Annotated in this window: 23 protein-coding genes and 1 pseudogene; 13 read left to right on the top strand and 11 right to left on the bottom strand. The window is 68.3% G+C overall.

Annotation, left to right across the window (positions count from 1 at the left end; all coding sequences use genetic code 11):
• Positions 1 to 102: 102 nt before the first annotated feature.
• The gene (locus tag HMPREF2716_RS02720; RefSeq protein ID WP_003101349.1) at positions 103 to 384 is read right to left on the bottom strand and encodes a peptidylprolyl isomerase; all 282 of its coding nucleotides are present in this window, start codon (positions 382 to 384) and stop codon (positions 103 to 105) included.
• Between the two features lie 142 nt (positions 385 to 526).
• Here HMPREF2716_RS02720 and HMPREF2716_RS02725 point away from each other — a divergent pair, with 142 nt between their 5' ends.
• The 3 genes from HMPREF2716_RS02725 to HMPREF2716_RS02735 all read left to right on the top strand — a co-directional run bounded on the left by HMPREF2716_RS02725 (position 527) and on the right by HMPREF2716_RS02735 (position 3,304).
• Entirely contained in the window at positions 527 to 928 is a 402-nt protein-coding gene (locus HMPREF2716_RS02725) for a GFA family protein (protein WP_003101352.1), read from the top strand.
• Positions 929 to 1,027: 99 nt separating this feature from the next.
• Entirely contained in the window at positions 1,028 to 1,771 is a 744-nt protein-coding gene (eftM, locus tag HMPREF2716_RS02730) for a class I SAM-dependent methyltransferase EftM (RefSeq protein WP_003101353.1), read from the top strand.
• A gap of 237 nt (positions 1,772 to 2,008) precedes the next feature.
• Positions 2,009 to 3,304 carry an OprD family porin gene (locus HMPREF2716_RS02735; RefSeq protein WP_003163326.1) on the top strand — a complete coding sequence of 432 codons (1,296 nt, stop codon included), beginning with the start codon at positions 2,009 to 2,011 and terminating at the stop codon, positions 3,302 to 3,304.
• Between the two features lie 42 nt (positions 3,305 to 3,346).
• Here the strand turns inward: HMPREF2716_RS02735 and HMPREF2716_RS02740 are convergent, their stop codons facing one another.
• Complete coding sequence (locus HMPREF2716_RS02740; RefSeq protein WP_003101357.1) at positions 3,347 to 4,990, bottom strand: acetolactate synthase large subunit; 1,644 nt, start codon at positions 4,988 to 4,990, stop codon at positions 3,347 to 3,349.
• A 300-nt stretch (positions 4,991 to 5,290) separates the two neighbouring features.
• Here HMPREF2716_RS02740 and HMPREF2716_RS02745 point away from each other — a divergent pair, with 300 nt between their 5' ends.
• Both HMPREF2716_RS02745 and HMPREF2716_RS02750 read left to right on the top strand, forming a co-directional pair.
• The gene (locus tag HMPREF2716_RS02745) at positions 5,291 to 6,010 is read left to right on the top strand and encodes a B3/B4 domain-containing protein (protein WP_003121891.1); all 720 of its coding nucleotides are present in this window, start codon (positions 5,291 to 5,293) and stop codon (positions 6,008 to 6,010) included.
• Positions 6,011 to 6,037: 27 nt separating this feature from the next.
• On the top strand, positions 6,038 to 6,676 hold the full coding sequence (locus HMPREF2716_RS02750; protein WP_003118993.1) for an FMN-binding negative transcriptional regulator: 639 nt from the start codon (positions 6,038 to 6,040) through the stop codon (positions 6,674 to 6,676).
• Between the two features lie 3 nt (positions 6,677 to 6,679).
• On the opposite strand, the gene HMPREF2716_RS02755 is transcribed toward HMPREF2716_RS02750, so the two are convergent.
• Positions 6,680 to 7,147, bottom strand: coding sequence for a VOC family protein (locus tag HMPREF2716_RS02755; protein ID WP_003118992.1), 468 nt, complete (start codon positions 7,145 to 7,147; stop codon positions 6,680 to 6,682).
• 25 nt (positions 7,148 to 7,172) lie between these two features.
• Positions 7,173 to 8,196 (bottom strand): annotated as a pseudogene (locus HMPREF2716_RS02760) (GlxA family transcriptional regulator).
• Positions 8,197 to 8,502: 306 nt separating this feature from the next.
• Between HMPREF2716_RS02760 and HMPREF2716_RS02765 the strand changes: the two are divergent.
• The 6 genes from HMPREF2716_RS02765 to pqsL all read left to right on the top strand — a co-directional run bounded on the left by HMPREF2716_RS02765 (position 8,503) and on the right by pqsL (position 15,930).
• On the top strand, positions 8,503 to 9,231 hold the full coding sequence (locus HMPREF2716_RS02765) for a GntR family transcriptional regulator (RefSeq protein WP_003101372.1): 729 nt from the start codon (positions 8,503 to 8,505) through the stop codon (positions 9,229 to 9,231).
• A 92-nt stretch (positions 9,232 to 9,323) separates the two neighbouring features.
• Entirely contained in the window at positions 9,324 to 10,643 is a 1,320-nt protein-coding gene (locus tag HMPREF2716_RS02770) for an NAD(P)/FAD-dependent oxidoreductase (RefSeq protein WP_003101373.1), read from the top strand.
• Positions 10,644 to 10,778: 135 nt separating this feature from the next.
• Complete coding sequence (locus tag HMPREF2716_RS02775) at positions 10,779 to 12,107, top strand: MFS transporter (protein ID WP_003101374.1); 1,329 nt, start codon at positions 10,779 to 10,781, stop codon at positions 12,105 to 12,107.
• Between the two features lie 64 nt (positions 12,108 to 12,171).
• The gene (locus HMPREF2716_RS02780) at positions 12,172 to 13,083 is read left to right on the top strand and encodes a dihydrodipicolinate synthase family protein (RefSeq protein WP_003121888.1); all 912 of its coding nucleotides are present in this window, start codon (positions 12,172 to 12,174) and stop codon (positions 13,081 to 13,083) included.
• Complete coding sequence (locus tag HMPREF2716_RS02785; RefSeq protein ID WP_003101377.1) at positions 13,076 to 14,566, top strand: aldehyde dehydrogenase; 1,491 nt, start codon at positions 13,076 to 13,078, stop codon at positions 14,564 to 14,566. The genes HMPREF2716_RS02780 and HMPREF2716_RS02785 overlap by 8 nt, the downstream gene beginning before the upstream one ends.
• A 167-nt stretch (positions 14,567 to 14,733) precedes the next feature.
• Positions 14,734 to 15,930: an FAD-dependent monooxygenase PqsL gene (gene pqsL / locus HMPREF2716_RS02790; protein ID WP_070621794.1), complete on the top strand. Its 1,197-nt coding sequence runs from the start codon at positions 14,734 to 14,736 to the stop codon at positions 15,928 to 15,930.
• Between the two features lie 40 nt (positions 15,931 to 15,970).
• On the opposite strand, the gene HMPREF2716_RS02795 is transcribed toward pqsL, so the two are convergent.
• From HMPREF2716_RS02795 to bfiS, 7 genes are all read right to left on the bottom strand, one after another.
• Entirely contained in the window at positions 15,971 to 16,975 is a 1,005-nt protein-coding gene (locus HMPREF2716_RS02795) for an isopenicillin N synthase family dioxygenase (RefSeq protein WP_003101381.1), read from the bottom strand.
• Positions 16,976 to 16,983: 8 nt separating this feature from the next.
• Positions 16,984 to 17,727 carry an amino acid ABC transporter ATP-binding protein gene (locus HMPREF2716_RS02800; protein ID WP_003144541.1) on the bottom strand — a complete coding sequence of 248 codons (744 nt, stop codon included), beginning with the start codon at positions 17,725 to 17,727 and terminating at the stop codon, positions 16,984 to 16,986.
• Positions 17,724 to 18,428, bottom strand: coding sequence for an amino acid ABC transporter permease (locus tag HMPREF2716_RS02805; RefSeq protein WP_003121885.1), 705 nt, complete (start codon positions 18,426 to 18,428; stop codon positions 17,724 to 17,726). The genes HMPREF2716_RS02800 and HMPREF2716_RS02805 overlap by 4 nt, the downstream gene beginning before the upstream one ends.
• A complete protein-coding gene (locus HMPREF2716_RS02810; protein ID WP_003121884.1) occupies positions 18,425 to 19,123 on the bottom strand; it encodes an amino acid ABC transporter permease in 699 nt (232 codons plus the stop codon). Before HMPREF2716_RS02810 ends, HMPREF2716_RS02805 begins: the two co-directional genes overlap by 4 nt.
• Before the next feature lie 84 nt (positions 19,124 to 19,207).
• Entirely contained in the window at positions 19,208 to 20,038 is an 831-nt protein-coding gene (locus HMPREF2716_RS02815) for an ABC transporter substrate-binding protein (protein ID WP_003118170.1), read from the bottom strand.
• Between the two features lie 155 nt (positions 20,039 to 20,193).
• The gene (bfiR, locus tag HMPREF2716_RS02820) at positions 20,194 to 20,838 is read right to left on the bottom strand and encodes a two-component system response regulator BfiR (protein WP_003101391.1); all 645 of its coding nucleotides are present in this window, start codon (positions 20,836 to 20,838) and stop codon (positions 20,194 to 20,196) included.
• Between the two features lie 2 nt (positions 20,839 to 20,840).
• Entirely contained in the window at positions 20,841 to 23,117 is a 2,277-nt protein-coding gene (gene bfiS, locus HMPREF2716_RS02825) for a two-component system sensor histidine kinase BfiS (RefSeq protein WP_003123960.1), read from the bottom strand.
• A gap of 245 nt (positions 23,118 to 23,362) precedes the next feature.
• On the opposite strand from bfiS, the gene HMPREF2716_RS02830 reads away from it, so the two are divergent.
• On the top strand, positions 23,363 to 24,985 hold the full coding sequence (locus HMPREF2716_RS02830; protein WP_003093598.1) for an acyl-CoA synthetase: 1,623 nt from the start codon (positions 23,363 to 23,365) through the stop codon (positions 24,983 to 24,985).
• A gap of 117 nt (positions 24,986 to 25,102) precedes the next feature.
• Positions 25,103 to 26,401: acyl-CoA dehydrogenase family protein (locus HMPREF2716_RS02835; protein WP_070621795.1), on the top strand; the 1,299-nt coding region annotated here is incomplete at its 3' end.

The raw sequence follows: 26,401 nt of genomic DNA on the forward strand, positions 1-26,401 counted from the left end.
CATAACGCCAACGGCGTTATCCGCCGTCTATCCCGCGCAGCGGTTATTCGCCCCACGCCTGGATCGGCGCGTGGAAGAGGGGCGTTATGCGCCGCCGTACGTTCAGTCCTGGCGGCTGGTGACTTCCAGCAGGTGGTAGCCGAACTGGGTCTTCACCGGCCCCTGGACCACGTTCAGCGGCGCGCTGAAGACCACCTGGTCGAACTCGCGGACCATCTGGCCGGGGCCGAACGAGCCCAGGTTGCCGCCGTCGCGGCCGGAGGGGCAGGAGGAATGCTCGCGGGCGACTTCGGCGAAGTCGGCACCGCCTTCGATGGCGGTCTTCAGTTCGTTGCACTTGGCTTCGCTGGAAACCAGGATGTGGCGGGCAGTGGCTCGGGCCATGGGGAAATACTCCTAGGGTGAAACGGCAGAGCCTAGCAGACATCGACGCCCGCACCGACAGCCCGCGACCGGAGGAGGCGCTCGACAAGCGTGGCGAGGGTTGCTTGACTCGCCGCCTTTGCGAATCCGGGAACGCCCTCCGATGAGCCAGACCTTCCACGGCAGTTGCCTGTGCGGCGCGCTGCACTACCGACTGTCCTCGCCCCCGCGCGCACTCTCTCACTGCCACTGCGGCCAGTGTCGCAAGGCCCATGGCGCGGCATTCGCCAGCTATGGCAGCGTCCCCGTCGCGGACCTGCACATCGACCGCGGCGCCGACCTGCTCGCCGCGTTCCGCTCCTCACCCGCCGTGCTCCGGCGCTTCTGCTCGCGCTGCGGCTCGCCGCTGTTCTGGTCGAGGAGCGAAGGCGAGTTCGCCGACTGGGTATCGGTCGCCCTCGGCAGCCTGGACACGCCCTTCCCGGCGGCGAAACAGAAGCATGTCCAGGTCGCATCGATGGCCTGCTGGTGCAGGATCGCCGACGACTGGCCGCGTTTCGACTGAAGTCCGCCCGCGATCCGCCGGCCGGTGCCTGTTTTTTCGCCGGCAAGGCCCGGGCCTGGGGTACCATGCCGCGCCCTTCGCCGCCGGTCCTTGCCGCCCATGTCCGCCACCGCGCTGTACACCGACCTGTCCCACTATTACGACCTGATGTGCGCCGACATCGACTACCAGGCGCAGAGCCACTGCGTGCGTCGCCTGCACCAGTTGTTCGGCAACCAGGGCCGGCGGCACCTGGACCTGGCCTGCGGTACCGGCCCTCACGTGCGGCACTTCCTCGATTTCGGCTATCGCAGCGCCGGCCTGGACATCAACCAGCCGATGCTCGACCTCGCCCGACAGCGCTGCCCCGAAGCGCACTTCAGCCGGCAGGACATGGCCGGCTTCCAGGTGGACGAGCCGCTGGACCTGATCACCTGTTTCCTCTATTCGATCCACTACAACGCAGGGCTGGAGCGCTTGCGCGCATGCCTGGCCAGCGTGCATGGCGCACTGGCGGATGGCGGCGTGTTCTGTTTCAACACGGTGGACAAGGGGCAGATCGACAATCGCGCGTTCGTCCGCCATTCCGTGGAGCATCGAGGCAGCCGCTTCACCTTCGGTTCCGGCTGGTACTACAGCGGCGAGGGCGAGCGCCAGGCGCTGCGCCTCGGTATCGAGAAAACCACGGACGGAACGACCCAGACCTGGGAGGACGAACACCCCATGGTCGCCCTCGGCTTCGCCGAGCTGCAGCACCTGTTGCAGACGCATTTCGAGGTGCAGGTCTTCGAACACGACTACGAACGGATCACGCCCTGGGCCGGCAGCTCCGGGAATGCCCTGTTCGTCTGCGTGAAGCGCTAGCCTCCGGATATCCTGGCGCAAACGTGACGATCAGGCTGGCACGGGCGGGGCAGCGTTTCACAGGGGGCTGCGGAGGATTCTTCGTCGCTTTCGGCACGCTGCGTCCGACCCGCTAGAGGCCTGCCTGGCCGACGATCCGTGCGCGCCTTCTCGGCTAGACCAAGGTCGCAAAGACCCCGCCGACCATCTGTGACACCTTCGCGCGCTTTTTTACCCCCCGCTGTCGAGAGTCACCGCATGTCCGCCCCGTTTTCCCCCCGTTCGCCCCGCACCCTTCGCGGCCTGGGCGCCCTCGCCCTGTGCGGCGGATTCGTCGCCCCGGCCCCTGCCGCCTTCCTCGAGGACGGCAGCGCGCGCCTGGAAGCGCGCACCGTCTACTTCAACCGCGACTTCCGCGACGGCAGCTCGGCCAACCCGCAGGGCGCCTCCAAGCGCGAGGAAGCCGCGCAGGGCTTCATCCTCGACCTGCGCTCGGGCTATACCGAGGGCGCGCTGGGCTTCGGCGTGGATACCCTGGCGATGCTCGGGATCAAGCTCGACTCCAGCCCCGCGGACAGCAACAGCGGCCTGCTGCCTTCCAGCGGCCACGATCCGCGTCGCTCGGTCGACCAGTACGCCAAGGCCGGCGTTGCCGGCAAGATGCGCTTCTCGCAGACACAGTTCAGATACGGCGCGATGCTGCCGGACATGCCGCTGCTGAAATACAACGACGGACGCCTGCTGCCGACCCTGTTCCACGGCGCCCAGCTGACCAGCGAGGAGATCGCCGGGCTCAGGTTCTCCGCCACCCGCCTGGAGCGCTACACCGCGCGGGACTCCAGCGACGCCCAGGACATCCGCCTGCACTGCAAGAACAAACGCTACGCCTGCGACACCACCGGCAACCGCTTCGACGCCTACCAACTCGACTACCAGGTCAACGACGGCCTGCTGTTGCAATACGCCCAGGGCGGCCTGCGCAACGTATATCGCCAGCGCTACCTCGGTGCCGTGGGCAAGCGGCAGCTCGGCGCCGGCAAGCTGAGCGCCGACCTGCGCTGGTTCGACAGCGAGGACGCCGGCGCGGCCCGCGCCGGCAAGATCGACAACCGCGCCCTCAGCCTGCTGCTCGCCTACGCCCAGGGCGGCCACACGCTCAGCGCCGGCTGGCAGCGGATGAACGGCGCCAGCTCGATGCCCTACCTCGACGGCAGCAATCCGTACCTGGCCAACTACCTGCAGGTGAACGACTTCGCCAACCCCGAGGAACGCTCCTGGCAACTGCGCTACGACTTCGACCTGCGCAGCGTCGGCGTGCCCGGCCTGAGCTTCATGACCCGCTACGTCAACGGCGACCATATCCGCCTGGCCAACGGCGACGAGGGCAAGGAATGGGAGCGCGACATCGAGCTGAAGTACGTGGTGCAGAGCGGCCGCTTCAAGGACCTCAGCCTGCGCCTGCGCAACGCCACCTACCGCACCGACTTCGAGCGCTCGGCGCGCGACGTAGACGAGGTGCGCCTGATCGCCAGCTACAACCTGTCGCTGTTCTGAGCCGTCGCGCCGGAACGCACGCCGGCGCGACGCTCCGGCGGTTCAGACCGCCAGGGCGCGTTCGCGCAGCTCGACGTTGAGGATGCGGTCGTTCTCCGAGTAATCCACCGGGCAATCGATCACATGCACCCCGGGCGTGCCCAGGCAGCGCTCCAGCAGCGGCAGGAAGCCCTCGGCACTGTCGACCCGGTGGCCGTGGGCGCCGTAGGCCTCGGCGTAGTGCACGAAGTCCGGGTTGCCGTAGTCCAGCCCGAAGTCGGCGAAGCCCATGTTCGATTGCTTCCAGCGGATCATCCCGTAGCCGTTGTCGCGCAGGATGATCACCGTCAGGTTCATCTTCAGCCGCACCGCGGTTTCCAGTTCCTGGCTGTTCATCATGAAGCCGCCATCGCCGCACACCGCGACGATCGGCCGGTCCGGGTAGACCAGGTGCGCGGCCATCGCCGAGGGCAGGCCGGCGCCCATGGTGGCGAGGGCGTTGTCCAGCAGCACGGTGTTGGGCATGTGTGCCTTGTAGTTGCGGGCGAACCAGATCTTGTACATGCCGTTGTCCAGGGCGACGATGCCCTGCGACGGCAACGCCCGGCGCACGTCGGCCACCAGGCGCTGCGGATAGAGCGGGAAGCGCGGGTCGTCGGCGCCTTCGGCGACCTGCGCCTCGTTGGCCTCGCGGATCGCCAGCAGGCGGGTGAAGTCCCAGTGCGCGGTATCGTCCAGCGCCTCGCCGATCTGCCAGATGGCGTTGGCGATGTCGCCCACCACTTCGATCTGCGGGAAATACACCGGGTCCACCTCGGCGGAACGGAAGTTCACGTGGATCACCTCGGTACCGCCGCGAACCATGAAGAACGGCGGCTTCTCGATCACGTCGTGGCCGACGTTGACGATCAGGTCGGCCGCCTCCACCGCGCGATGCACGAAGTCGCCGGCGGATAGCGCTGCGTTGCCGAGGAAGCGCGGGTGACGCTCGTCGACCACGCCCTTGCCCATCTGGGTGGTGACGAAGGGAATGCCGGTCTTGTCGATCAGTTGCTTGAGGACCTTGGCGGTCATCTTGCGGTTGGCCCCGGCGCCGATCACCAGGATCGGGCTGCGCGCGGCGCGCAGCTTCTCCACCGCGGCGCAGATCGCCTTGTATTCCGCCAGCGGCCGGCGGCTCAGGCTCGGCGGGATGGGCAGGCTGTCGGTCTGCTCGGCGGCGATGTCCTCCGGCAGCTCCAGGTGCACCGCGCCGGGCTTCTCTTCCTCGGCCAGGCGGAACGCCTCGCGGACCCGCGAGGGAATGTTGTCGGCGGAGGCCAGTTGGTGGGTGTACTTGGTCAGCGGCTGCATCATGCCGACCACGTCGAGGATCTGGAAGCGGCCCTGCTTGGACTTCTTGATCGGCTTCTGCCCGGTGATCATCAGCATCGGCATGCCGCCCAGGTAGGCGTAGGCGCCGGCGGTGACCAGGTTGGTGGCGCCCGGGCCGAGGGTCGACAGGCTGACCCCGGTCTTGCCGGTGAGGCGCCCGTAGGTGGCGGCCATGAAGCCGGCCGATTGTTCGTGGCGGGTGAGCACCAGCCGGATCTGCGACTTGCGCAGGGACTCCAGCAGGTCGAGATTCTCCTCGCCGGGAATTCCGAAGACGTACTGCACGCCCTCGTTTTCCAGGCATTGCACAACCACATCGGCTGCCTTGGCCATCTGCGTTCTACCTCGGGTGGTGGCGGTTCTGACCGCTCGAACACTGCGCCCCTCGCGCCTCGCTGTCCAGCCCCGCCCGGCCGGCGGAAGGCTCTGGCGCCGGCTTCGCCGGCAAGCGAACGGCGCTCCCGCCATTAGCGCAGCTGAACCCGACCACTCGATCATCAGCACAGCTAATAATTCATTCGCTGATTTCATGGTGAGGGCGGAGCCCGGATGGTAAAAATCCACCTACCGCTTTACGCGCCGGCCAAGCCGAATGCCCCGCCCCCTCCATCTCACCGAACCCTGAAGACGACCATGCCCGAGCACGCCCCGATCCTCCCCGTCATCGCCGCCGAGGTGGCCGCCCTCGCCCCCGGTTTCCGCGCCCTGAGCCTCACCGTCGAGGCGGCGCCGATCGTTCGTCCGGAAATCGCCGACCACGCCGTAGAGCGCGCCTGCCAGGCGCTGGCGCGTGGCGAACCGGACTGGGCCGAGGCGCACCTGGCAGCCTGGGCCGAGGCGTTCCGCCGCTTCGGCGCCAAGCCGCAGCGCACCCCCTGCTCCGCCGAAGCCCTGCGCAAGCGTGCGCTGCGCGACGGTGGGCTGCCGAGCATCGACCCGGTGGTGGACCTGTACAACGCCATCAGCGTGCAATTCGCCATTCCGGTAGGCGGCGAGAACCTCGCCGCCTATGCCGGCACGCCGCGCCTGGTGGTCGCCGACGGCAGCGAGACCTTCGACACCCTGAAGAACGGCGAGGCGGTCGACGAATCCCCCGACCCCGGCGAGGTGGTCTGGCGCGACGACCTCGGCGTCACCTGCCGCCGCTGGAACTGGCGCCAGGGCGTGCGCACCCGCCTGGATGCCAGCGCCCGGCGCATGTGGTTCATCCTCGAGAGCCTGCCGGAAATGCCGCTGGCGGCCCTGCACGAAGCGGGCGGCCTGCTGCTCGACGAATTGCGCCTGATGATGCCCGGCATGCGCGCCGACTCGCGCCTGCTGTGCGTGGCGACGGAACCCACCGACAGCGTATAAGGGCCGAGTCCCCGAGGAGAACAGAACATGTACCTGCCTTCGCATTTCGAAGAGTCCGACCCGCAGGCGCTGCACGCGCTGATCCGGGACTATCCGCTGGGCCTGCTGGTCAGCCACGGCGAAGCGGGCCTGGACGCCAACCACCTGCCGTTCGAGCTGAGCCCGGAAAAGGGCGCGCAAGGCACCCTGGAAGCCCATGTCGCGCGCAACAACCCGGTTTGGAGCGAGCTGCGCGACGGCGACGAGGTGCTGGTGGTGTTCCGCGCCGGCGATGCCTACATCTCGCCGCAGTGGTACCCGAGCAAGCAGGAGCACCACCGCCAGGTGCCGACCTGGAACTACCGGGTGGTCCACGCCCACGGCCGGGTGCGGATCCGCGACGACGAACGCTATGTGCGCGGCCTGGTGGCGCGCCTGACCCGCACCCACGAGGCGACCCAGGAAACGCCCTGGAAAATGACCGACGGCCCCGCCGACTACATCGACGAGATGCTCCGGCTGATCGTCGGCATCGAAATCGAGATCACCCGCCTGGTCGGCAAGTTCAAGCTCAGCCAGAACAAGGAAGCCCGCGATATCCGCGGCGCCAGCGCAGCGCTGCTGGCGCGCGGCGAACAGGCGATCGGCGCGGCCATGGACGATTGCGCCGCCCGGCGCGAGGGCTGAGGTTCAGGCCTCGCCCGGCTGCGGCCGGTGGTGGACGAACTCGACCACCGTGCCGTCCGGCAGCAGCGCATTGAAGCAGGCGCCGGTGGGCGCGCGCGCCGGCCCGAAGATGATCTGCGCGCCGGCAGCCAGCAACCGCCGGTGATAGGGCTCGATGTCGTCCACCAGCAGGGTGCCAGTGGTGCTGCGGAACGGCGCCAGCGCCTCGTCGCTGCCCTCCAGCAGGAGGAAGGCGCCGACCGCGGCGAGTGTCAGGCGTTTCTCGGGAAAGTCGAAGCGCATGTCGTGGGCGACGCCCTGCAGGTCTTCGTAGAAAGCGATGGCCGCATCGATGCTGCCCGGTTCCAGGTAGACACGGATGAACACCCGCGGCTCGGCGAAACCGGACGAGTCGTTGACGCGACGCCAGAGAAAAGGCTGGGACATGGCGCAGGACCTCCGCAGGCCAGGGCGAAAGGTCCGTTCTAGCATGCCGGCCGCGTCCGGCGAAACGCCCTCATTTCGTCGAGCGGACGTTGCCGTAGCGCACTTCTTTCGACGGCGGGTAGCCGTAGAAGGCGGTGTAGCACTTGCTGAAGTGGCTGGGCGAGACGAAGCCGCAGGCGACCAGGACCTCCAGCATGGTCAGGTCGGAATGTTGCAGCAGGCGCCGGCACTCGGTGATCCGCAACTCCAGGTAGTAGCGCACCGGCGTGGTTCCGAGCTGCTGCTGGAACAATCGCTCGATCTGCCGCCGCGAGCGCCCCACGTAGTGGGCGAGCTGCTCCTGGCTGAGCGGTTCCTCGATATTCGCCGACATCAGGTTGATCACTTCGCGCAGCGGCTCGCTCATCTTCTCGTGCAGGGCGGGGCGCACCCGCCGGTAGCGCGACTCCTCGAAGGCGAGGATATCCACCACCGCCTCCACCAGGTCGCGCCCGTGGCGCCGGGCGATCCACTCCAGCGCCAGGTTGAAGGCGCCGGTGGGGCTGGCCGCGGTCAGGCGGTCGCGGTCGACCATATAGCTGTCGCTGGTCACCTGGCTGTTGCGGGCGATCTCGGCGAGGGCGGCGCGGTGCTCGGGATGGATGCAGCAGCGGTAGCCATCCAGCAGGCCGGCGTCGCCGAGGAACCAGGCACCGTTCCACAGCCCGGCCAGGGCGACGCCGCGCGACGCCACGTCCTGCAACGCTTCCCGCAGCGCGGCGGACGAGCGCAGGGGCGTGCGCAAACCGCCGCAGACCACCAGCAGGTCGAGTCCTTGCAACGCCGCCGAGGCGAGCGCCAGGTCCGGGCAGATCAGCAACCCGAGGTCGCTGGTCACCGGCTCGCCGCTCAGGCTGAAGTTGCTCACCGCGAAGGACTCGCTGCGGATCAGGTTGGCGGTCACCAGGGTGTCCAGCGCCTGGGTGAAGGCCGGCAGGGAAAAGTGTTCGAGCAGCAGGAAGCCCACCCGCGCCCGTGCCGAGCCCCCCCTCCCCGGCCCCGGTGAACCTGAGGTTCTGCCCTTGCAGGGCGGCGCTGAAACGCCTTCTTTCCATCGATTCGTGCCTCTTGTTCTTCTTGTTCCCGGCCAGCGGGCCGCGACGCCTGCCGTCGCGGCGAAAACCCCGGGCGCTCCATCATATGCGCAAGCCATGTGACTTGGCGCCTCCCTGGCGCGCCGGGGGAATATGCTCAAATACGCCCTCGGGGGGCTGCCCCTTTCGCACGCCACGGCGTCAGCGGAAACAGCGCGGACGAACGGTGCGGAGACGCCCCGAAAACCTGTAGACATATTGTCTAACAGAACCCTATAGTCATTATACAAACTGTAGACAAAGCCCATGACAAGTAGAAAGGCCTCCATGAAAGCCCAACCCGACGTCGACTCGAACAGCGCCGATGCCCCCTTCGACCGCAAGGCGGTGCTGGGCGATGCGCTGCGCCGGCGGATCCTGAGCATGGAACTGGCGCCCGGCGCGGTCGTCGACGAACTCGCCCTGTGCGACGAGTTCGGCCTCTCGCGCCCGCCGGTGCGCGAACTGCTGCGGCAGATCGCCGCCGAGGGCTACATCGAACTGGAAGCCAACCGTGCGCCGCGCGTCGCGGCCATGAGCCACGACTCGCTGCACGCCTTCTTTCTCGCCGCGCCGCTGATCTACATCGCCACCACGCAACTGGCGGCCACCCATGCCAGCGAAGCGGAGATCGAGACGCTCAAGGCGATCCAGGAAGATTTCCGCAAGGCCATCGAAGAGAAGCATGTGGAAAACCGCGTCATCCACAACGACGCCTTCCACCTGGAGATCGGCAGGATGGCCCACAACGACTACCTCATGCCGAGCCTGCGCCGCTTGCTGATCGACCATGCGCGGCTGGGCAAGATCTTCTACCGCCATCCGACCACCGACGACATGCAACGCGACCTGGAACTCGCCTGCGACCAGCACGACCAGATCGTCGATGCCATCCAGCGGCGCGATCCGGATGCGGCGGCGGACATCGTCCGTGCGCATTTCGAGCTGTCGCGCCGGCGCATGGCCGAGTACGCGGCGCCGGCCGGAGTGGAGGTGGCGCTGGTCTACGAGGGTTAGCGAGCCCCCGCGCCACGGCCCCGCCCGAGAAGCGGAGGCGGTCACGCAGGGGATGGTTACCGGGTTCCAATAACAAGAGTCAGGTCCCTGCGATGACGAAAGTAACCCACCTTCCGGCCGACGACCGTTCCTGCGGCTGGTATCACCTCAGCCCGCCGCGGCGGCCGAAGCCGGCCCACTACGGCAGGAGCGCCGCCCGTTGGGTGGTGGTCGGCGCCGGCTTCACCGGCCTCGCCGCCGCGCGCCAGCTGGCGCTGCATTTTCCCGACGAGGAGATCGTCCTGGTCGAGGCCCAGGAAGTCGGCTTCGGTACCGCCGGGCGCAACGCCGGCTTCGCCATCGACCTGCCCCACGACATCGGCGCCGACGACTACATCGGCGACATAGCGACCGCCCGGATCGGCCTGAAGCTCAATCTCGCCGGCCAGTCGCTGCTCCGCGAACAGGTGCAGCGCCATGCCATCGACTGCCAGATGAAGGCCTGCGGCAAGTACCAGGCGGCCGTCGAGGCGCGCGGCGTGGCTGTGCTCGACGCCTACCGGCGCGGCCTCGACCGGCTCGGCCAGGCCTACGAGGTGATCGAGGCGGACGACCTCCCGGGACACATCGGCACCGCTTTCTATCGCAAGGCCCTGTTCACCCCCGGTACCCTGCTGGTGCAGCCCTCGGCCCTGGTCAAGGGCCTGGCCGACAGCCTGCCGGGCAACGTCAGCCTCTACGAACACACACCGATCACCGCCGTGGAATATGGCGACAGGACCCTGCTGAGCCATCCCCACGGCAGCATCCTGGCCGACCGCCTGGTCCTCGCCAACAACGCCTTCGGCATGAGCTTCGGCTTCCTCCAGGGGCGGATGCTGCCGATCTTCACCTACGCCAGCCTGACCCGGCCGCTCGATGCCGAGGAGCAGGCCCGCCTCGGCGGGCGCCCCTACTGGGGCCTGATCCCGGCCGACCCTTACGGCACCACGGTGAGGCGTACCCCGGACAACCGCCTGCTGATCCGCAACAGCTTCAGTTTCAACCCTGACGGACGCAGCGCCGGGAAATACCTTGAGCGCTTCGCCGTACGCCATCGCGCCTCGTTCCGCCAGCGCTTCCCGATGCTCCCGGAAGTCGGCTTCGACTACACCTGGGGCGGCTCGCTGGCGCTGTCGAGGAACCACATGGGGCACTTCGGCGAGCTGGCGCCCAACGTCTATGGCGCCCTGTGCTGCAACGGCCTGGGGGTAACCCGCGGGACCGTCACCGGGAAGCTGCTGGCCGACTGGCTGGCGGGCGAACGCAACGAGCTGATCGACTTCCTGCTGCGCGCGCCCGGTCCCAGCGGCAATCCACCCGAACCACTCCTTTCCCTTGGCGTGAACCTCAACCTGAGGTGGGGGCAGTATCGAGCAGGTAGAGAAAGCTAGGCATCCCTAGTAACGCGCCCACGGGCGCCGACTTCGATTCAGACGGCCATTGAAGACCGGAGCTGGAGAGCGTTCCAGCCTCGCGGATTCGCTCGGCCCGAATTCACCGGCAGCGGTTAGAACCAGGAGACAATAATGACAAATCCTACGACCTCGATCGAAGACGTACCCCTCAACGCCTTCCACCGGCTGTTGACCCTGCGCTCCGGCGGCGGCTCCTTCGTCGACGGCTACGTGCTGAGCATCATCGGCGTGGCGATGCTGCAGATGACCGCGGCATTGCAACTGAGCAGTTTCTGGCAGGGCATGATCGCCGCCTCGGCGCTGGTCGGCATCTTCTTCGGCGGTTTCCTCGGCGGCTGGCTGACCGACCGCCTGGGCCGCCGCAGGCTGTTCTTCGTCGGCCCCAGCCTGTTCGTCCTCGCTTCCCTGGCGCAGTACGGGGTCGACTCGGCGGCGGCGCTGTTCGTCCTGCGCTTCCTGATCGGCGTGGCGGTGGGCATCGAGTACCCGGTCGCCACCGCCTTGCTGGTGGAGTTCCTGCCGAAGAAGTATCGCGGACCGCGCCTGGCCACCCTGACCATCCTCTGGTTCGCCGGCGCCGCCTTCGCCTACCTGGTCGGCGACCTGATCCTGCGCAGCGGCGGCGAGGACGCCTGGCGCCTGGTACTGGCCAGCACCGCGGCGATCGGCGCCGTGCTGTTCCTGCTACGCATCGGCACCCCCGAGTCGCCGCGCTGGCTGCTGAGCAAGGGCCGCGACGCGGACGCAGAACGGGTCATCCGCCAGGTCTACGGCGAAGCCTTCTCGCTGGAGAACCTGCCCGAACAGGCGCTGGAACGGAAGGTCACCATCTGGCACCTGCTCTACGCCGGCTACGGCAAGCGCATGCTCTTCGTCACCCTGTTCTGGACCTGCTCGGTGATCCCCGTGTTCGCCGTCTACGCCTTCGCGCCCAAGGTGCTGCTGGCGCTGAACCTGAAGGGCGACTGGGCCTCCTACGGTTCGGTGGCGATCACCCTGCTGTTCGTCATCGGCTGCATCATCGCCACCCGCCTGATCAACCGCATCGGCCGGCGCTGCATGCTGCTGCACAGCTTCCTCTGGTCCGGCCTGGCGCTGCTCGGGCTGGGCGTCTTCCACGCCGGCTCGGAGGCGACCATCCTCGGCCTGTTCGGTGCCTACGCGCTGTTCATCGGCGGCGCCCAGGTGCTGCAACTGGTCTACCCGAACGAACTGTTCCCCACCGAGATCCGCGCCTTCGCGGTCGGCGTCGGCACCTCGTTATCGCGCGTGGGCGCCGCGGTGGGCACCTACCTGGTGCCGCTTTCCCTGGAAACCCTGGGTACCGCCCAGACCATGTACGCCGCCGCGCTGGTGACCCTGCTCGGGCTGCTCGTGACCTGGGCCCTGGCGCCGGAAACCCGTTCGCTGAACCTGCAGCAGGCGGCTTCGCTCACCTGAACCACCCGCCGCGGCAGCGTCCGCCGGGTGCGCCGCGGCCCAGCATCCCACAGGAGGAAACCCCGTGAAATTCGAAGGTATCTATACCCCCGCCATCACCCCGCTGAGCGCCGACGGCAGCATCGACACCCAGGCCTTCGCCGAGGTCCTGGAGTTTCTCGTCGAGTCGAAGGTGCACGGCATCGTGATCGGCGGCTCCACCGGCGAGTACTACGCGCACACCGCCGAGGAACGCCTGGCCCTCGCCGCCCACGCCAGCGAAGTCATCGCCGGGCGCCTGCCGCTGGTGGTGGGAACCGGCGCGATCCGCACCGAGGACTCGCTGGCCTACGCCGAAGCCGCCCGCGCCATCGGCGCCGACGCCATCCTGGTCGGCTCGCCGCCCTACGCGCTGCCGACCTCGCGGGAGATCGCCGAGCACGTGCAGGCGGTGGACCGCGCCGCCGGCCTGCCGATCATGCTCTACAACTATCCGGCGCGGATGGGCGTGGAGATGGACGAGGCGTTCTTCGCCGCCGTCGCCGGCTGCCGCAACATCGTCGCGATCAAGGAAAGCTCCGGCTCCACCGCGCAATTGCACCGCCTGGCCTGCCGCCACCCGCGGATCGCCTTGTCCTGCGGCTGGGACGACCAGGCCCTGGAGTTCTTCGCCTGGGGCGCGCGCAGTTGGGTCTGCGCCGGCTCCAACTTCATCCCTGGCGAACACCTCGCCCTGTACCAGGCCTGCGTGGTCGAGAACGACTTCGCCAAGGGCCGGCGCATCATGGCGGCGATGATGCCGCTGATGGACTTTCTCGAAAGCGGTCACTTCGTCCAGTCGATCAAGCACGGCTGCGAACTGGCCGGCCTGCGCGCCGGCGGCGTACGTGCGCCGCTGAAGGCGCTGGACGAGGCCGGCAAGGCGGCACTGGCGGAGATCGTCGCCAGGCTCAAGGGCGAGGTCGCGCGGATCGTCGAGGGTGGCCGCCATGACTGAGCTGCTGAGCCGGGAGGAATACGCGGCCATCGCCGCGACGCTGGACCTTCCCCAGCGCGCCTTCATCGACGGAGGGTTCCGCGATGCCTGCGGCGGCCGCACCTTCGCCTCGACCAACCCGGCCACCGGCGAGCTGCTGGCGCAGGTCGCCGCCTGCGACGCGGAGGACGTCGGGCACGCCGTGGCCAGCGCGCGGCGGGCGTTCGAGGACGGCCGCTGGCGCTCGCGCACGCCCGCCGAGCGCAAGGCGGCGCTGCTGCGCCTGGCCGAGCTGCTGGAAGAGCACCTGCTGGAACTGGCGGTGATGGAGAGCCTCGACAGCGGCAAGCCGATCCGCGAATGCCAGCACACCGACCTGCCGGAAACCATCAATACCCTGCGCTGGCATGCCGAACTGATCGACAAGATCTACGACAGCACCGCCCCGGTCGGTTCGGCGGCGCTGGCCATGGTGGTGCGCGAGCCGATCGGCGTGGTCGGCCTGGTGCTGCCGTGGAACTTCCCGCTGCTGATGCTCGCCTGGAAGATCGGCCCGGCGCTGGCGGCAGGCTGCTCCGTAGTGGTCAAGCCGGCCCCCGAGACCAGCCTGACCGCCCTGCGCGTCGCCGAACTGGCCAGCCAGGCGGGGATCCCCGCCGGGGTGTTCAACGTGGTCCCCGGCGGCGGCCGCGAGGCCGGCGAACCGCTGGGCCGCCACCCGGACGTGGCGATGGTCAGCTTCACCGGCTCCACCGCGACCGGCCGCCTGTTCCTCAAGTACGCCGCCGAGTCCAACCTCAAGCGGGTGGTACTGGAGTGCGGCGGCAAGAACCCGGCGGTGGTGATGAACGATGTCGAGGACCTCGACCTGGTGGCGCAACACGTGGTCAACGGCGCGTTCTGGAACATGGGCGAGAACTGCTCGGCGTCCTCGCGGCTGATCGTCCACGCCGAGGTCCGCGAGGCGCTGCTCGAACGCATCGGCGCGCAGCTCCGCGAGTGGCGCATGGGCGACCCGCTGGATCCGCGTAATCGCCTCGGCGCGCTGGTCAGCCCGGCGCACTTCGAGAAGGTCCGCGCGTACCTCGACCAGGCCAGGACGGAGCGGTTGGCGGTGCGCTTCGGCGGCGCCACCGAGGCTGGCATCTTCGTCGAGCCGACCGTGGTCGATGGCGTCTCGCCGCACAGCCGGCTGTTCCGCGAGGAAATCTTCGGCCCGCTGCTCTCGGTCACCTCTTTCGACGACATCGACGAAGCCATCGCCCTGGCCAACGACACCGTCTACGGCCTCGCCGCCTCGGCCTACACCGGCAGCCTGCGCCACGCACTGCGCCTGTCGCGGGAGATCCGCGCGGGGATCGTCACCGTCAACTGCTTCGGCGAGGGCGACGCCTCGACGCCCTTCGGCGGCTACAAGGAGTCAGGCTTCGGCGGTCGCGACAAGTCGGTCTGGGCACACGACCAGTACACAGAGTTGAAGACCATCTGGATCGACGCTTCCTGAAGCTGTCCGGCCCGCAAGGGCCGGCACTCCCGCCTGGCGGCGAGACCGGACAACCGGGCCGGACAGGCGACCAAGTGCAGACAACACCCATTCTGCATAACGTTCCGTCGCTATGCTGCTGCCTCCACCCTTCCCTTTTCCGCCAGGAACGACACGGAGACTCATCCATGACGGACAACCATATCGATGTACTGATCAACGGCTGCGGCATCGGCGGGGCGATGCTCGCCTACCTGCTCGGCCGCCAGGGCCACCGCGTGGTGGTAGTGGAGCAGGCACGGCGCGAACGCGCGATCAACGGCGCCGACCTGCTCAAGCCGGCCGGCATCCGGGTGGTCGAGGCGGCCGGGTTGTTGGCCGAGGTGACCCGTCGCGGCGGGCGGGTCCGCCATGAGCTGGAGGTCTATCACGACGGCGAGCTGCTTCGCTATTTCAACTATTCCAGCGTCGACGCGCGCGGCTATTTCATCCTCATGCCCTGCGAGTCGCTGCGCCGCCTGGTACTGGAAAAGATCGACGGCGAAGCGACCGTCGAGATGCTGTTCGAGACCCGCATCGAAGCGGTGCAGCGCGACGAGCGCCACGCGATCGACCAGGTGCGCCTGAACGACGGCCGCGTGCTGCGTCCGCGGGTGGTGGTGGGAGCCGACGGTATCGCCTCCTACGTGCGCCGCCGGCTGCTCGATATCGATGTGGAACGCCGCCCCTACCCGTCGCCGATGCTGGTCGGCCCCTTCGCCCTGGCGCCCTGCGTGGCCGAGCGCAACCGCCTGTACGTGGACTCGCAGGGCGGGCTGGCCTACTTCTATCCGATCGGTTTCGACCGCGCGCGACTGGTGGTGAGCTTCCCCAGGGAGGAGGCGCGCGAGCTGATGGCCGACACCCGCGGCGAGTCGCTGCGCCGACGCTTGCAACGCTTCGTCGGCGACGAGAGCGCCGAGGCGATCGCCGCCGTCACCGGCACTTCGCGCTTCAAGGGCATCCCCATCGGCTACCTGAACCTGGACCGCTACTGGGCGGACAACGTGGCGATGCTCGGCGACGCCATCCACAACGTGCATCCGATCACCGGCCAAGGCATGAACCTGGCCATCGAGGACGCCAGCGCCCTGGCCGACGCCCTCGACCTGGCCTTGCGCGACGCCTGCGCGCTGGAGGATGCCCTGGCCGGCTACCAGGCCGAGCGCTTCCCGGTGAACCAGGCGATCGTCTCCTATGGCCATGCGCTGGCCACCAGCCTGGAGGATCGCCAGCGCTTCGCCGGGGTCTTCGACACCGCCCTGCAGGGCAGCAGCCGTACGCCGGAAGCCCTGGGCGGCGAGCGCTCCTACCAGCCGGTGCGGTCGCCGGCGCCGCTCGGCTGAACCCGCCAGCGCGGCCGGAGCGTAGCGTCCGGCCGCGCGCCTAGAGCAGGTCGCGGCGCAACTGCGGGAATACCTTGGCCACCTTGTTCAGCAGGTAGTCGCCGTACTCGCCGTGGAAAGCGTGGACGTTGGCCTGGTCCCAGCGACGGGCGCTGTCATCCTGTTCCGGCACCTCGGGCAGCCCTTCGATGGGCTGCACGCGGGCATGGAAGTTCGGATCGAAGAACAGCGGGAACGACAGGCGGTCGCGCCCCGAAGTGTTGCGTGCCACCCGGTGCGGCGTGCTGCGGTAGAGGCCGCCGGTCATGCGTTCGAGCATGTCTCCGAGGTTGCAGACGAACGAGCCCGGTATCGGCGGAGCCTCCAGCCAACCCTGTGGGGTGCGCACCTGCAGGCCGCCGATGGCGTCCTGGTGGAGCAGCGTGAGCAGGCCGTAGTCGGTGTGTTCGCCGACGCCCCACTGCACGTCGAGGCCCTCCGGCACTGGCTGGCTCGGATAATTGAACAGGCGGAAGAGGATCAGCGGATCGCCGGTATAGCGCGCGGCGAAGTAGTCGGCTTCCAGTCCCAGACCGAGGGCGATGCCCTCCATCAGCCGGTGGCCGACGCGGGTGGTTGCGTCCAGGTACTCCAGCAGCGTCTCGCGCAGGCCGGGCACCTCGGGGAACAGGTTGGCGCCATGCAGCGGCGTCCCGGCGCGCACTTCGGGATGCTCAGCGTCCAGTTCGCTGCCCAGGTACAAGCCTTCCTTCCAGTCCGGGCGGTTGGAGGTCAGTTCGCCGCCAAGAGGGAAATAGCCGCGCCAGGCGCGCCCGCCAAGCTCCATGCGCCAGCGCAGCTTGCTCGTCTCGTCGAGGGCGAAGAACTGCCGCGCCAGGCGCTCCAGGCGCTCGACCAGTTGCGCCTCGACGCCGTGCCCGACCACGTAGAAGAAGCCCTGCTCGCGGCAGGCGCGGTCGATTCGCACGGCGACCGACCGTCGCGCCGCCGGGTCGCTGCCGGCAAGGGCGGCGATATCGATGATCGGCAGACTCGGAGTGCTCATGGCGTTCCTCACAGGGGTTGGGCGAAGGGGGTGCGGATGTCGGCGAGGAACTTCCGCGCACGCGGGTGCTGCGGGCGGTTGAAGAAATCGTCGGGGCTGGCGCGCTCCAGCACCCGGCCGGCGTCCATGAACAGCACGCGGTCGGCGACGTCGTGGGCGAAGCCCATCTCATGCGTTACCACCACCATGGTCATGCCGTCGCGGGCCAGGTCGCGCATCACCAGCAGCACCTCGCCGACCATCTCCGGGTCGAGGGCGCTGGTCGGTTCGTCGAACAGCATCAGCGGCGGCTCCATCGCCAGCGCGCGGGCGATCGCCACGCGCTGCTGCTGGCCGCCGGAAAGCCGCGCGGGGAACGCCGCCGCTTTGTCCGCCAGGCCGACCCGCTCCAGCAGCGCCATGGCCTGGCGGCGTGCCTCCGCGGGTTTCAGGCCGCGCAAACGGAGCGGCGCCAGGGTGCAGTTGTCCAGCACGTTCAGGTGCGGGAACAGATTGAACTGCTGGAACACGAAGCCGATGTGCGAGCGGAAGCGATTGAGGTCCAGGCCGGGAGCGTGGATGTCCTGGCCATCGATCAGGATGCGCCCGCCCTGGATCGGTTCCAGGCGGTTCAGGGTACGGATCAGGGTGGATTTTCCGGAGCCCGAGGGTCCGCAGACCACCACCACCTCACCGCGGCCGACCTGTTCGTCGACATCCGCCAGGGCGTGGTAGGCGCCGTACCATTTGTTGACCTTTTCCAGCCGGATCATCGGGCCTCCTTGGGATTGCCACGCTGCGCCTGGCGGCGTTCGAGCCAGAAAGCGAAACGCGACAGTCCGAAGCACAGGATGAAATAGGTGAGGCCGAGGATCAGGTAGACCTGGGTCGGCAGGGTGAACACCTGGGTATTGATCTGCGAGGCGATGAAGCTGACTTCGGCCAGGCCGATGATGTAGCCCAGGGAGGTCTCCTTGATCGTCGAGACGAATTGGTTGACCAACGACGGCAGCATGTTGCGCAGCGCCTGCGGGAGGACCACCAGGCGCATGCTCGCCAGGTAGCCCAGGCCGAGCGAACGCGCCGCCTCGAACTGGCCACGGTCGAGGCCCTGGATGCCGGCGCGGACGATCTCGGCCAGGTACACCGCGTCGAACAGCACAAGCGCCAGCAGCATGGTGGTGAACTGGTCGGTGCGCTGGCCGGTGAGGGTCGGCAGGAAGAAATAGGCCCAGAAGATCACCATCAGCAACGGCACCCCGCGCACCACGAAGACCAGCGCGGTGATCGGCCAGCGCAGCCAGCGCCAGGGGCTGACCCGCGCCAGGCCGAGCAGGATGCCCAGTGGCAGCGCCAGCAGCAGCGCCAGCGAGGCCAGGACCAGGGTCAGGGCCAGCCCGCCCAACGGCCCGTTGGGGTACTGGCCGACGAGGAAGTACAGCCAGTAGCTATCGATCAGTTCCAGGGTGGTCATCGCCGTTCGACTCCCGGATAGCGCTGCTGGTAGCAGGCGGCGGCGCCGGTGATCAGCAGCGATACGCTGAGATAGGCCGCGGTGGCGAAGGCAAAGGACTCGAAGCTGCGGAAGGTCGAACTCTCCACCTGGCCGGCCTGGTACATCAGCTCGGCGACGCCGATCACCGTGGCGATGCTGGTGTTCTTCCACAGGTTGAGGGTTTGCGAGATCAGCGGCGGTACGGTGATCCGCAAGGCCTGCGGGAGGATCACCAGGCGCATGCTCGCCAGGTAGCCGAAGCCCAGCGCGCGGGCGGCCTCCAGTTGCACCGTGGGCACCGCGCGGATGCCGCTGCGCATGTCCTCGCTCATGAACGCGGCGGTGTACAGGGTCAGCGCGACGATAGCGCTGGCGGCCTCGATGTTGCCGGCGTAGAGCCAGGCCTTGAGGTCCTCGGGTAGCCATTCCGGCGCGGCGAAGTACCAGAACAGCATGTGCGCCAGCAGCGGTACGTTGCGGATGCTCTCGACATAGGCGAAACCGAGCCATTGCAGGGCGCGGAACGGCGCCAGGCGCAGCAGCGCCACCAGCATCGCCAGCGGCACGGCGAAGACCAGGGTGACGGCGGCCAGCTTCAGCGACAGCAGCAGGCCGGCGACCAGCATCTCATGGTACTGGCCGCGCAGCAGCAGGGAGAAATCGAACTCGAACATGGGAAAGGCGCACGCTGTCCGCGAGGACTCACAGGGGACGGGCGGCGACGCGCATGGTCGCCGTCACGCAGAGACGTCAGGCGCTCACTCGGGGATCCGGTCGGAATCGATCTTGAAGTGGCGCTCGCTGAGGTTGGACTTGGTGCCCGGCCCGTACCACTTGAGGTACAGCTGCTCCGCCGCGCCGCTGCGCTCCAGGCCGGCGAGGGTCGAGTCGACCAGTTGCTTGAGTTGCGGATTGCCCTTGCGGAAGGCGATGGCCAGGGCCTCGGTACTCAGGTTCTCCGGCAGGATGGCGTAGCCGCCGGCCGCCGCGCCGAGCTTGCCGAAATCGTTGACCAGTGCCGACTCGTCGTCGACGAAGGCCTGACCCTTGCCCTGCTGCAACGCCAGCAGCGCCTGCTGGCTGGTCTCGAAGGTGACCACCTGGGCGTTGGGCAGCGCCTTGCGGATGTTCGGCTCCTGGGTGCCGCCCTTGACCGTCAGCACCTTCTTGCCGTCGAGGTCATGCAGCGAGGCGAAGCCGGCGTTCTTCTTCACCAGGGCCTTCTGCCCGGTGACGATGATCGAATAGGAGAAATCCACCAGCGCCTCGCGCTCCTTGTTGTGGGTCAGCGAGGCGGCGAGCAGGTCCACGTGGCCCTGCTGCAACTCCGGGATACGCGCCGCCACGGAAATCTGCTTGAACACCGGCTTGACCCCGATGGCCTTGGCGATCTCGGTACCAAGATCGACCTCGTAGCCGATGATCTGACGGGTCTTCGGGTCGATGAAGCTGTTCGGCTCGTCGGTGCCAAGGGTGCCGATGACGATCTCGCCCTTTTTGCGGATGTCGGCCAGGTCGTCGGCATGGGCAGCGCTGCCGATCAGGGTGAACACAGCCGCCACGGCTGCGCCAAGCAGGCGAATCTTCATGATGGGTATCTCGCGGAGGAATGGGGTTCGACGTCGGGCGCCGGGTGGGCCGCAGTCTATTAATAACCAAACATCCGGTGAAATATGGTTTTCATATAACCATATGAGATATCAAACTATGCCACTTCCCGCCCTGCGCCAGGGCCCGCGCGCGCTCAGGTGCCCTCGCGCAAGCGCAGCGGGTCCACCAGCCCGGCGGCGATGGCCATGCCCACCAGCTCCGGCAGGGTCTGGGCCTGCATGCGCTTCATCACCCGCGCGCGGTAGAGGTCGACGGTCTTCACGCTGACTTCCAGTTGCTCGGCCACCTCGCGGCTGGTATAGCCGCGCACCAGCGGCAAGAGCACGTCGCGCTCGCGCGGGGTGAGGCTGTCCAGGCGTTCGCGCAACCCGGCGTCGAGATCGCGGTGCCGGCGCCGACGGGCGTGGCGATCGAGGGCCTGCTGCACGCTGTCGAGCAGCAATTGTTCGTTGTAGGGTTTCTCGATGAAATCCACCGCACCGGCCTTGAAGGCGCGCACCACGATGGGCACGTCGGCATGGCCGCTGACGAAGATCACCGGCAGGTCGATGCCGCGCGCCAGCAGTTCGTCCTGCACGTTCAGCCCGCCCATGCCGGGCATCCGCACGTCGAGCAGGACGCAGGCATGGCGGCCGCCCTCGCAGGCATCGAGGAAGTCCCGGCCCTGGGTGAAGGGCCGTGCCTTGAGGCCGACCGATTCCAGCAGCCAGACCGTCGATTCGAGCATGCCCTGGTCGTCGTCGACCACGTAGACCAGCGCTTCGTCAGGCATAGCCATCGTTACCCTCCCGTGGCGCCGGCGGCGAGCGGCAGCCGGCAGTTCATGAGCAACCCGCCATCCGCCGGCAGCTCGGCTTCGAGGGTGCCGCCGAAGCCCTCGACGATGCTGCGGCTCATCGACAGGCCCAGGCCCAGCCCTTCCGGCTTGCTGGTGTGGAACGGCGTGAAAATGTGTTCCAGCTGATCCGCCGGCACTCCCGGTCCCTGGTCGCGAACCCACAGGCAGAGCAGCCCGCCGGGCTCGACGCGGCTACCGATGACGACCCGCGACGGCGAGCCGGGATGCGCCTCGCGGTTGGCTTCGATGGCGTTGCGCAGCAGATTGAGGAACACCTGTTCGAGCAGCACGCGGTCGGCATACAGCGGCGGCGGATTGTCGGTCATCGCCTCTTCCACCGCCACTTGCCAGTGCCCGGCTTCCCACGCGCAGAGGCCGATGGCCTCGCGTGCCACCTGGTTGAGGTCAAGCGCCTGCAGGCGCCGCTGGCCCTTGCGCAGGAAGGCGCGCAGGCGCTTGATCACCTCCGCCGCGTGGCCGGCGTGCTCGCCGATCCGCGCCAGCCCCTCGGCCACCCGCCCGGCGGCCTCGGGCTGGCTGCCGAGGACGGCCAGGTAACGCTGGCTGGCGCTGGCGTAGTTCATCACCGCCGCCAGCGGCTGGTTGATCTCGTGGGCGATGCCCGAGGCCAGTTCGCCGAGAGTGACCAGCCGCGCAGTGTGCGCCAGTTCGTCCTGGTGACGGCGCTGCTGGGCCTCGCGCAGTTCGCGTTCGGTCATGTCGCGGGCCACCAGCGAGTAATAGCGCTCCTCGCCGCGGCCGCGATGGGCCAGCAACACCAGCGAGACTGGCAGCGACGGACGCCCGTCCTGCGGTTGCAGGCGCCCCTCGCGGCTCCAAACGCCGCCATCGCGCGCCTGTCGCCAACCCTCTTCGGCCAGCCGCGCCGGAGTGTCGCCGGCCAGCAGGCGTTCCAGCGCCGGCGCCTCCTGCCCGTCGGCGATGCCGAGGGCGGCACGTGCCGAAGGATTGAGGTAGGTGACGCGGCCGCCATGCTCGACGAACAGCACCAGGTCGGTGTTCGCCTCGACCACTTCGGCCAGGCGCCGGCGGTTCTCCTCCGCCTCGACCCGCCGGGTGACATCGCGGGACACGCTGACCACCTCCACCACCGCCCCGGTGTAGGTCTCGCGGATCGCCCGGCTGGCGGTCTCGAACCAGCGGTAGCGGCCGTCGCGGTGGCGGATACGGTAGGTGATGGTCAGGTAGCCGTCCTGCTCCAGCGCTTCGCGCGCGCGCAGCGCCACCTGGCCGCGGTCCTGGGGGTGGAACAACGCCTGCGCCGGACGCCCGCGCAGTTCCTCCGGCCAGTAGCCGAGCAGGGTCCAGGAAGCCGGCGAGGCGTCGAGGAAAATGCCGTCGAGGGTATGCCGGGAAATCAGGTCGGTGGTGTTCTCGGTGATCAGCCGGTACAGCCGGCTGGCCCGCGCCGCCTCGCGCTCGCCGCGCAGGCTGGCGGTGGCGTCGCGGCAGCGCGCCAGCACCCGGGCCTCGGCGCTGTCGGGAATGAACTGCCAGAGCAGGATGCGTCCGTCGCACTCCGCCTCCACCTCGCCGAGGGCCCGCGCCTGCCCCAGGCTGGCGCGCACCAGTTGCCCATGGTTGGCCGGGAGGTAAGCGCGCCAGGCCTCGCGCGGCCGCTCGCCAAGCAAGGCAAGGAAGGCCTGGTTGAATTCCACCGCCTGCGCCTCGCCGTCGAGCAGCAGCGCCGGCTGCGGGTCGGCCGCGAGGAACGGCGCAGCGCGGGTGACGCCACGGGCGGCGGCGAGCAACGGTGCGAGGAGCAGACCGAGCCAGTCCAGCGCAGCGCTCTGCGGCGTATCGCTGGCCACCAGCAGCAGGCCTTCGTCGCCGGCCTGCAGGTCGAGGGCGAAGGCCATGCCATGCTCCACGCCGGCACGCCGCAAGCGCGCGCCGAGCCAGGACGCGGAACGCCGCAATTCGTCCAGAGCCAGCCGGCCGTCGCGCACCAGCCGCTCGCGCAACGCCAGGTCGCTGGCCCGGTTCGGCTCGCCGGCGCCCGGCGGCAGCGCCGGCGACGGCGGCACCGGGGTATAGGTCTGCGCCTGCGGCTGCCAGGCCAGGTACCAGGCCTGGCGCGTGCCCGGATGTTCGAGCAGCAAGCGGCGCAGCGCACCGACCCGCTCGACCAGCGGCGCGCCCTCGCGCAGCAGGCGCAGGAGGCTGTTGAGGGCAGGCGAAGCGGGAAGCGGACTCATGGGCGGAAGATGGTCCTGGGAATTTATATGGTATTTATACTATAAGCTTATGGTTTAACTTCCATATATTTTTCATCGTTGCTATAAATCGCCCCAACCCAAGGAGCGCTTCGCCTGGTCCTTGGAAGCTGTTCACGATCTGCCGAGCCAGAGAAACCAGCCGTTTTCGACGCAGTCTCTCCGCGCGCGGCAGATCGTGACCCTTACCCAGAACAGAGCTAACAATCAGCCACGGGGTACTCTTCATGTCGATCTTCGAACAGGGTCTCGCGCCCGCCGCCGTCAACCACATCGCCCTGACGCCGCTGAGCTTCATCGAGCGCACCGCCAGCGTCTATCCGCACTACCCCGCGGTGATCCACGGCAACATCCGCCGCGACTGGGCGCAGACCTACCAACGCTGCCGACGCCTGGCCTCGGCCCTGGCCGGGCGCGGCATCGGCCAGGGCGACACGGTGGCGGTGATGCTGCCGAACATCCCCGAGATGCTCGAGGCGCACTATGGCGTGCCGATGATCGGCGCGGTGCTGAACACCCTCAACGTACGCCTCGACGCCGAAGCCATCGCCTTCATGCTGCAACACGGCGAAGCCAAGGTGCTGATCACCGACTACGAATTCCACGAGGTGATCCATGCCGCCATCGGTATGCTCGACCACCCGCCGCTGGTGGTCGACGTCAACGACCCCGAGTATGGCGAAGGCCGCCCGGTTGGCGAACTGGACTACGAGGCGCTGCTCGCCGAGGGCGACCCGCAGTTCGCCTGGGAATGGCCCCGGGACGAGTGGCAGGCGATCTCGCTGAACTACACCTCGGGCACCACCGGCAACCCCAAGGGCGTGGTCTACCATCACCGCGGCGCCTACCTGAACGCGCTGGGCAACCAGATGACCTGGTCCATGGGCCAGCACCCGGTGTACCTCTGGACCCTGCCGATGTTCCACTGCAACGGCTGGTGCTATCCGTGGACGGTGACCGCGCTGGCCGGCGTCCACGTCTGCCTGCGGCGGGTCGATCCGCAAAAGGTCCTCACCCTGATCCGCGAGCACCAGGTCAGCCACCTGTGCGGCGCGCCCATCGTGCTCAACGCCCTGATCAACATGCCCGACTCGGCCAAGGCCGCCATCGACCACCCGGTGCATGCCATGGTCGCCGGCGCCGCGCCACCGGCCAAGGTGATCGGCGCGGTGGAAGAGATGGGCATCCGCGTCACCCATGTCTACGGCCTCACCGAGGTCTACGGCCCGGTCACGGTCTGCGCCTGGCACGGCGAGTGGGACGACCTGCCGCTGGAGCGACGCGCCGCGATCAAGTCGCGCCAGGGCGTGCGCTACCCGACCCTCGAAGGGGTGATGGTGGCCGACCCGAAGACCCTCGAGCCGGTGCCGCGCGACGGCCAGTCCATCGGCGAGATATTCATGCGCGGCAATACCGTGATGAAGGGCTACCTGAAGAATCCCAGCGCCACCGAGGAAGCCTTCGCCGGCGGCTGGTTCCATACCGGCGACCTGGCGGTCTGCCATCCGGACGGCTACATCGAGATCCGCGACCGGCTCAAGGACATCATCATCTCCGGCGGCGAAAACATCTCCACCATCGAACTGGAGGGCGTGCTCTACCGCCACCCGGCGGTGCTGGAGGCGGCGGTGGTGGCGCGGCCCGACGAAAAGTGGGGGGAAACGCCCTGTGCGTTCATTACCCTGAAGAGCGATCATCAGGGGCTCGCCGAGAGCGAGATCGTCGCGTTCTGTCGCGAACACCTGGCCGCGTTCAAGATTCCGCGTACCGTGGTGTTCTCGGAACTGCCGAAGACCTCCACCGGCAAGATCCAGAAATACGTGCTGCGCGAGTGGGCCGCCGCCCTCTGAGCGCCGCCAGCCGAATTGCCCGTGCAGCGGCCGTGCCACGGCGGCCGTAGGCAGGATGCGCACGGGCAACCCTGTACCTGCGGCCGTCCCGCCGGCCGTTCACCGACGAGGTGTGCAATGCCTGAATACAACGCCCCGCTGCGCGACATGCGCTTCCTGCTCAACGACGTGTTCGACGCCCCCGCCCTGTGGCAGCGCCTGCCGCGACTGGCCGAGCGGATCGACGCCGACACCGCCGACGCCATCCTCGAGGAAGCGGCCAAGGTCACCGGCGGCCTGCTCGCGCCGCTCAACCGCAGTGGCGACGAAGAAGGCGCGCAGTGGCAGGACGGCGCCGTGCGCACCCCGGCCGGCTTCCGCGAGGCCTACGCGACCTACGCCGAGGGCGGCTGGGTCGGCCTCACCGGCAATCCGGCCCATGGCGGCATGGGCATGCCGAAGATGCTGGCAGTGCAGTTCGAGGAGATGATGTACGCGGCCAACGCCAGCTTCAGCCTCTACTCGACCCTTTCCGCCGGCGCCTGCCTGGCCCTCGATGCACACGGCAGCGAGGAGCTGAAGAACAGGTACCTGCCGAACATGTACGCCGGCACCTGGGCCGGCTCCATGTGCCTGACCGAACCGCACGCCGGCACCGACCTGGGCATCATCCGCACCAAGGCCGAGCCGCAGGCCGACGGTTCATACAGGATCAGCGGGACGAAGATCTTCATCACCGGCGGCGAGCAGGACCTCACCGAGAACATCATCCACCTGGTGCTGGCCAAGCTGCCCGACGCGCCGGCCGGTTCGCGCGGCATCTCGCTGTTCCTGGTGCCGAAGTTCCTGGTCGGCGACGACGGCGCGCTCGGCGCACGCAACGCGGTGCACTGCGGCTCCATCGAGCACAAGATGGGGATCAAGGCCTCGGCCACCTGCGTGATGAACTTCGACGGCGCCAGTGGCTGGCTGGTCGGCGAAGTCAACAAGGGCCTGGCGGCGATGTTCACCATGATGAACTACGAGCGCCTGTCCATCGGCATCCAGGGCATCGGCTGCGCCGAGATGTCCTACCAGAGCGCCGTCGCCTACGCCCGCGAGCGCCTGCAAAGCCGCGCGCCGACCGGCCCGGTGGCCAGGGACAAGGCCGCCGACCCGATCATCGTGCACCCCGACGTGCGCCGCATGCTGCTCACCATGAAGGCGCTGACCGAGGGCGGCCGCGCCTTTTCCACCTATGTCGGGCAGCAGCTCGACCTGGCCAAGTACGCCGAGGACCAGGAAGAACGCAGCCAGGCCGAAGCCCTGGTGGCCCTGTTGACCCCGGTGGCCAAGGCCTTCTTCACCGATACCGGCCTGGAGAGCTGCGTGCTCGGCCAGCAGGTGTTCGGCGGCCACGGCTACATCCGCGAATGGGGCCAGGAGCAACTGGTGCGC

The sequence above is a fragment of the Pseudomonas sp. HMSC076A11 genome, from assembly GCF_001810205.1.
GTDB lineage: Bacteria > Pseudomonadota > Gammaproteobacteria > Pseudomonadales > Pseudomonadaceae > Pseudomonas > Pseudomonas aeruginosa.